We start from the raw sequence: 5857 nt of genomic DNA, 5'->3' as shown, positions 1-5857 counted from the left end.
GGGGGCGGGGGCGGGGGCACCGGCGACGGTGCGGGCGCCCCCGGCGGCGGGACCGCCGGTGCGGCGCCTTGTGGCCGGCTCGGCAGCGGCGCCCCGGCCGGTATCCCCCCGATCACTGAGGCCACCGCCGTGCCATGCCCGTCACAGTCAGCCAGCCCGTCGCCGTAGCGGCCCATCACGTAATCCCCGGCAGCCACCACGCGCGGCAGCCGCGGTGAGGGACTCACACCGGTGTCGATCACCCCCACCAGCACCCCGGCGCCGGTCGATATCCGCCACGCCGCCTCCATATCCAGCATCCGCCAGGCGGCCAGTGGTTCGCGCAAGTCGGTTCCGGGAACCACGGTCGTTTGCGTGCACTCCTCGACTTGGTGCATCGGCTGATCAGGGCCCGGCGGCGGATCAGCAGGGGCGGGCCCGGGCGCGACCACCGGCGGCGTGATCGCCCCTGCCGGCGCGGGCGGGCAGCCCAGCACCATCACCGCGATCACCGCAGCCCCACGTACCAGCTTGGCGCGCACCATCAGTGCCTCATGTGGCGCAGTGCGGTGAACGCGTTCATCAGCCACAGCATCCACGGCACCGTCAGCACCAGCGTCAAGGCCAGCTCCACACCCATCACCGCGCGCCGCAGCGGCGCCTTGAGCGTCGCTGTGGGCAGCCACAAACCCGCCAGCAACACCGCGACCGCCAATGTCGCCACCAGCCCTGCGCACAGCAGCGACGTCGTGGCCCTCGCTGGGGCGGGGGCGGCCGCGTAGTGCCCGATCACCACCGCGATCCCGATCACTCCCGCGCTGGTCAACGAGACCGACTGCACCCGGTCAATCAAGGTTTGCGACCGCAACACCACGACCACGCAGATCCCGACAGCGAACACCGCAAAGCGCCAATCACCGGCAGCCCCCGGCGCCACCACCCACCAGCAGCTGCCCACCAACCCGATGCAGGCCGCCACGATCATGCCTGTCGCCGTTAACGTCCCCCGGCGCGCCCACTGCGCCAATTGGTCACCGGTGACGAAGTCGCCCACCGGTACCGGGCTGACCGTGTTCCGCGGGGCGCCCGCGGCGCGTTCGAAGGTTCCGCGGGATCGCATCGAGGGAAACGCCGGCATCGGCGCACCCGACACCAACCCGCCCGCATTGGCCGCGTAGGTCACCACAATGACCACGACCGTCAACAATGCGACCGCAATACGCTGCGCCCCCACATGCGCGCCAGCAGAGGCGACCCCCGCCGCGAACACCGCCGCGCCGGCGGTGACACAGAACGCCACCGCGGCCGGGAAGCGCCCCGTGATTACTCCCAGCAGCAGCGCACCGATCACCGCAGCGCCCGCGGCCGCGGCCGCGTGCCAGCCCCCGGGATGACCCGGCGGGGCCATGCCCGCGCCAGACACCGCACACAGCAGCGCAGTCCACGCTAACGAGTCGGCGGCCCCGCGCCGCTGCGGCAATGGCGAGCCCGACGCCACCCACGCCGCGCCCACCAACGTCGCGGCGATCACCGCCGAGACCGCTGCGGGGATCTCTGATCCGCTGTCCCACCACAATTTGGCCAGGATCAGCTCCATCCATCCGGCCAAGAACGCGGTCAACGCCGCGCCCATGCGCCGGGCCACGGTCGGGTCCACCGTGCGGAACTGCTCGGCCGCGGCGCGCGCTACACCGGTCGAGACGCGTTCGATGACGCGGGAAAAACGTTCGGTGGCTTCCACTGGCAACAGCCACAGCGCATCGCCGTCGACGACACCGCTGCCATCCAGTGTTTTCGACGTATCCAAGGCCCGTCCGTCGGCTCCGCATAAGGCGTAGGTGATCTGTTGGCGAAGTGTCGGCAGTCGTCGGCGCTGCAATTCTTTGTCGACCTCGCGGCGCAGATTTTCGATCACCGCGACCAGCGGCTGGCGCGAGGGCAACGAAAAGTCCAACTCAACCCCGCTGGGTTGGGCGCTCGGTGTCGCGGGTTCGTCGACCTCGGTTGCCACCAGGATGGCTACCCGTGTGATCGCGGGCAGCGCGATAGGCGCAGCCGACCCGCCGGGCGACGTCATCGCCGCGCCTCGGAGCCGAACCCAGAGGCGATCGCCGCGCAGATCTTGAGCAGCTCCCGACGTGTCTTGGGGGCCAGCCGCTCAAGCTCTAACACCCCGGCCTCGGCGATATGACTGTCATAGGGCACTTCGAAGATGCGTTCGCCCGCCATCCTGTTGGCGAACTGGGCGCGCATGTCGGCCACCAGGCGTTTGGTTTCCTTGCGGGCCCGCCGGTTCTCGAACACCCGAATGTGATTGATCACCAACACCATTCGGCCAAAAAACCGTCCGTATCCGGCTCGCTCAAGCCAGTCGAGCGCGCGAACGGCCCCGGTGAGCCCCTCGGGGGCCGCCGAGGCGACCAACACCAGCGAGTCGCTATGGTCGAGCACTGCTGCCATCACCGGATGCCGAAAATCCACCGCGGTGTCGGTGAACAGTAGGTTGTAGAGCAGTTGCAGGCGTTGATGGGCTTGGGTATAGGTGTGCGCATCGAGCTCACCGGTGCCGTTCGCGCGGGCCGGTCCGGCAAGCACATCAAGACCCGTGTCGGTGTTTTGTCCGACGAAGTTGCGCAGATCAGCGTTGCGGTGCAGCTCTTTTCCCGCGATCACATCGCTAAACGACGCCGAGGCCTGCGGGGCGATGCGGTCGGGCAGATTGGCTGCCTGAGTCGGGTCGGCGTCGGCGGCCAACACGGGGTCTTTTTTGCGCACGTCGGCGAAAACCGAAGCGACAGCCGATGTTAACGAGGTTTTTCCCGCCCCGCCTTTTCCGCCTACCACCGTCACCGAATGCGCCCCCGCCAGAGGGGATTTGATAGCGGTGTTTAATTGGCGCAGCTCGATCTCATCGGCGGACTCGCCGACGTTGATGGCACCAAAACTGGTCTTGTACAACCATTTTCGCCATCCTCGCGACGACGCCCGGGTGTGGCGTGGTGTCAAGTCGGCTGCTTTGACCTGGTATCGAGGCGCTTGCGGCGAGTGCGCACGGGCGCCCGACGCCGATGCCGCCCACCGCTGCGCTGCGGTGTCGGGTAGCCCGAGCCGACCGTAGTCTTCGCCGAACTCAGCGCCTGCCCAGCTGGTGTGCTGGTCGGGTTGGGCTGGTGGCTGTTGGTGCAACGGCACTCGAGTGCGCGGCTGGGCGGCGGTGAACCCGTCGGGCTGCTCGGGGTCCTGTTCGGTGTCTACGCGGTGCGCCCCCCCGCGCGGGATCGGGATGGGGCCCGTATCGGCGCTGTCTGGGGAAAACTTCCCGGCCAGCGCAGGCGCGGCCGGCGGTGTGGGTGATCCGTTAGCTTCGTGCGCGGGCGGTTCGCTGGCTGGTTGCTGTGGGCTGCTCGCCCCGATCCGAACCAGAAACTCACGCTCGTTGGCGCTCATCAAAATCCCTTGGTCTCTTGTCCGCGATGGGCTAAACCTGCACGTGCAGACGGTGTTCGAGCTCCTTGCTTTGACAGTAACAACGGCTCAATTCCCCTGCCCACCACCGACGGTCAAAAAAAGGAATTCAGTTGATCGGGTGCGTGCGCTCATGGGAGACCCAGTTAGCTCCGGAAGGCAGCGCCGCACACATGCACGCCACGGCGTCGTCGATGGCATACGGGGTTCCCGGGGCGATCGTGACCCAGTTCAGGCCGTCGATGCTGGTGGATTGCCAGTGCGCGATGCGCCCCAGGATGGTGTCGGCGATGGCGACCGACTGGGGGCTGTAGGTTGTGGCGCCGACCCGGAATTCGGTGGCCGTGACGGTGGTGCGGGCGCTGCCGGCGTCGCCGGCCGCGCGCACGACGCGGGCCTGGGGGACGCTGAGCCCGATCTGACACAGGTCGGTGACGAGGTCGGTTGTCCCTCCACTGTGCTGCCAGCGCGCCAGGATGGGATCGAGGACGCCGGCGGGCACGTTGATCGTGTCGAACTGGGCCGCATCGGCGGCTCCGACAACGGCGCGCAGGGCCTCCGCGATCGGGGTGTGGCCAAGGTAGCTGACCACCACTTCGTCGATCTCGTCGTTGAGCATGTCGGCCTCGATCATCGCCGAGAGCTCGCCGGCCAGCGGGTCAGTCGGGCCGGTGGGCAGTGTCAGGCCGTCGTCGTTGCGGGCGGCCAGCAGATAGGCGGCCTTGGCGCGAAACGTGGGTGAAAAGTCGGGGTCTGGCCACACCGTGGCGGCCAGCGCGATGTGCGTGGCGCTGGGTTGGTTGCGCCAGCGCGGGTCGTTCCAGCGGCGGTTCCACGGCAGTTCGCGGGCGTCGTAAATTGCCGCGCCAGCATGGTCGTCGTTGGCGCCGGGCTGTTGGCGGGTCTGCCACAGTCGTGCCGCGCTGACCCACTCACCGCCGCGCCGGCACAACACCACCACGCCGCGAGGACCGCGGCGGGCGTTGAATGCCATGACTGCTTCGTAGGCGGCGATGGGATCGGTGTGGGGGTCGACACCAGGATCGAACGCCGGCGCGGGGCCGAGCAGTCGGTTGCTGCGCTGTCTGGGTCGGTCCACGGTGATGCTGATCTGGATGTCGGGAAGTCCCAGCACCGTCATCCATTTCGCGACGTCTTCATCAAGGGTACGGCCGGTGCAGATTCCGGCCTGCTGCAAGAGCTCGAGGCCGCTGTGGCGGCCCAGGGTGTTGTCGGCATCGCCGATCGGGCGTACCCGCAGTTCGGTGGGGAGTCTGCTGACGCCAGCGAGCGCGGCTGTCAACCACAGTCCTTCCGAGGTGGTAGACAGCCGCGCTCCACTCGGGGCGACAGCGTGCTGGCTCAAAGGCCCGCGAACCCAGCATTGACCGCGCTGTCGATGGTCACTGCGTGGTCAGAAGCGCTCAGGATCCGCTGTCCATGGTTTTGAATGGTTTGGAACACGTGGTCGAAGGCGATATTGACTTGGCGGTGGGCCTCGTCGCAGCCGCCGAACCCGAGCCCGGTCCATTCTTGACGAATGGATTCGATCGCGGTTTGAGCCTGGTTGCGTAGATCGTCGAGGTGGCGGACCAGCGCCTGCTGGGAGCTGACGTGGTCGGCCATCATTCGAGGGTCATAACGCATTGCATCGGACATAGTGTGTACTCCTTGTCGGCCCGGCTTTTCGCCGAGCTATCGGGGTATTAGGTTTGCTGGACACCCACGTTGGACAGGGCGGCGCGGTTGGACTCATTCGCCGATTCGTACTGGGCCGCGCCCTTGTTGATTTGATCGATGACGCTCTGGAACCGCTGCGAGACCTGCCGGCCGGTGTTGGCGACATCCAGTGTCGTGTTCAGCGACGCCAGCGACGCGGTGCCTATAAACCCTGTGCCGTTGAGGTTTTGGTTCATGACTTCGTAGTTGCCCAGCCCGGCGAGCACATCGTTGCGCACCTGATCCAGGGTGGCCGCGACTTGACGCATCCGCGAGGCTGCGGTGTTTAGCACTGGCATTTTTCGTTAACTCCTTTTACTGCGTGTGTGACTGAACTCCCTGTGTGCTGTTGCTCGCGGCCCCGCGGCTCTAAACCCCCTGTCCGCTGACGTAAACGACGCCGTCATCGGTGAATATGGGCATGCCCCCATCTCCCCCGCCCAACAGCACGTGCTTGTCGGCATCAGCGGCCTCGCCCGCATTGCTGCGCGTGCGCCCTGCCGCCGGTGCCCCCATCCCATACATTCCCGGCGCGCCGGCCCCGCTGACCCGGCCGCTGCCGGCCCCGGTGCGCGCCGAGGCGGTGGCGGGGGTTTTCTCCTCGGCCGCATCGCTCCACCAGCTTCCTGGCAACCCGACCGGGCCCGACATCGCGCCACCGGCGGTGGGCTTGGTCAGCGTCGCCGTCACCGCC

Annotated in this window: 5 protein-coding genes and 2 pseudogenes; all 7 read right to left on the bottom strand. The window is 67.5% G+C overall.

Features of this window, described 5'->3' with window-relative positions; all coding sequences use genetic code 11:
- Positions 1 to 524, bottom strand: a pseudogene (locus EET13_RS29495) (S8 family serine peptidase); the annotation flags it as partial.
- The gene (eccD, locus tag EET13_RS29490) at positions 524 to 2056 is read right to left on the bottom strand and encodes a type VII secretion integral membrane protein EccD (protein ID WP_122445545.1); all 1533 of its coding nucleotides are present in this window, start codon (positions 2054 to 2056) and stop codon (positions 524 to 526) included. The gene eccD and the pseudogene EET13_RS29495, both read right to left, overlap by 1 nt.
- Positions 2053 to 3426, bottom strand: a complete 1374-nt coding sequence (locus EET13_RS29485; protein WP_122445544.1) for a MinD/ParA family ATP-binding protein — start codon at positions 3424 to 3426, stop codon at positions 2053 to 2055. The genes eccD and EET13_RS29485 overlap by 4 nt, the downstream gene beginning before the upstream one ends.
- Before the next feature lie 127 nt (positions 3427 to 3553).
- The gene (locus EET13_RS29480) at positions 3554 to 4747 is read right to left on the bottom strand and encodes an ESX secretion-associated protein EspG (RefSeq protein ID WP_168991363.1); all 1194 of its coding nucleotides are present in this window, start codon (positions 4745 to 4747) and stop codon (positions 3554 to 3556) included.
- A 59-nt stretch (positions 4748 to 4806) separates the two neighbouring features.
- On the bottom strand, positions 4807 to 5103 hold the full coding sequence (locus EET13_RS29475; RefSeq protein ID WP_136623319.1) for a WXG100 family type VII secretion target: 297 nt from the start codon (positions 5101 to 5103) through the stop codon (positions 4807 to 4809).
- A 47-nt stretch (positions 5104 to 5150) separates the two neighbouring features.
- Positions 5151 to 5462 carry a hypothetical protein gene (locus EET13_RS29470; RefSeq protein ID WP_136623318.1) on the bottom strand — a complete coding sequence of 104 codons (312 nt, stop codon included), beginning with the start codon at positions 5460 to 5462 and terminating at the stop codon, positions 5151 to 5153.
- 70 nt (positions 5463 to 5532) lie between these two features.
- Positions 5533 to 5857, bottom strand: a pseudogene (locus tag EET13_RS30745) (PPE family protein); the annotation flags it as partial.

Source organism: Mycobacterium attenuatum, from assembly GCF_900566085.1.
GTDB lineage: Bacteria > Actinomycetota > Actinomycetes > Mycobacteriales > Mycobacteriaceae > Mycobacterium > Mycobacterium attenuatum.
Note: the sequence above shows the minus strand (reverse complement) of the source record. Positions and strands in the feature narration are given on the sequence as shown.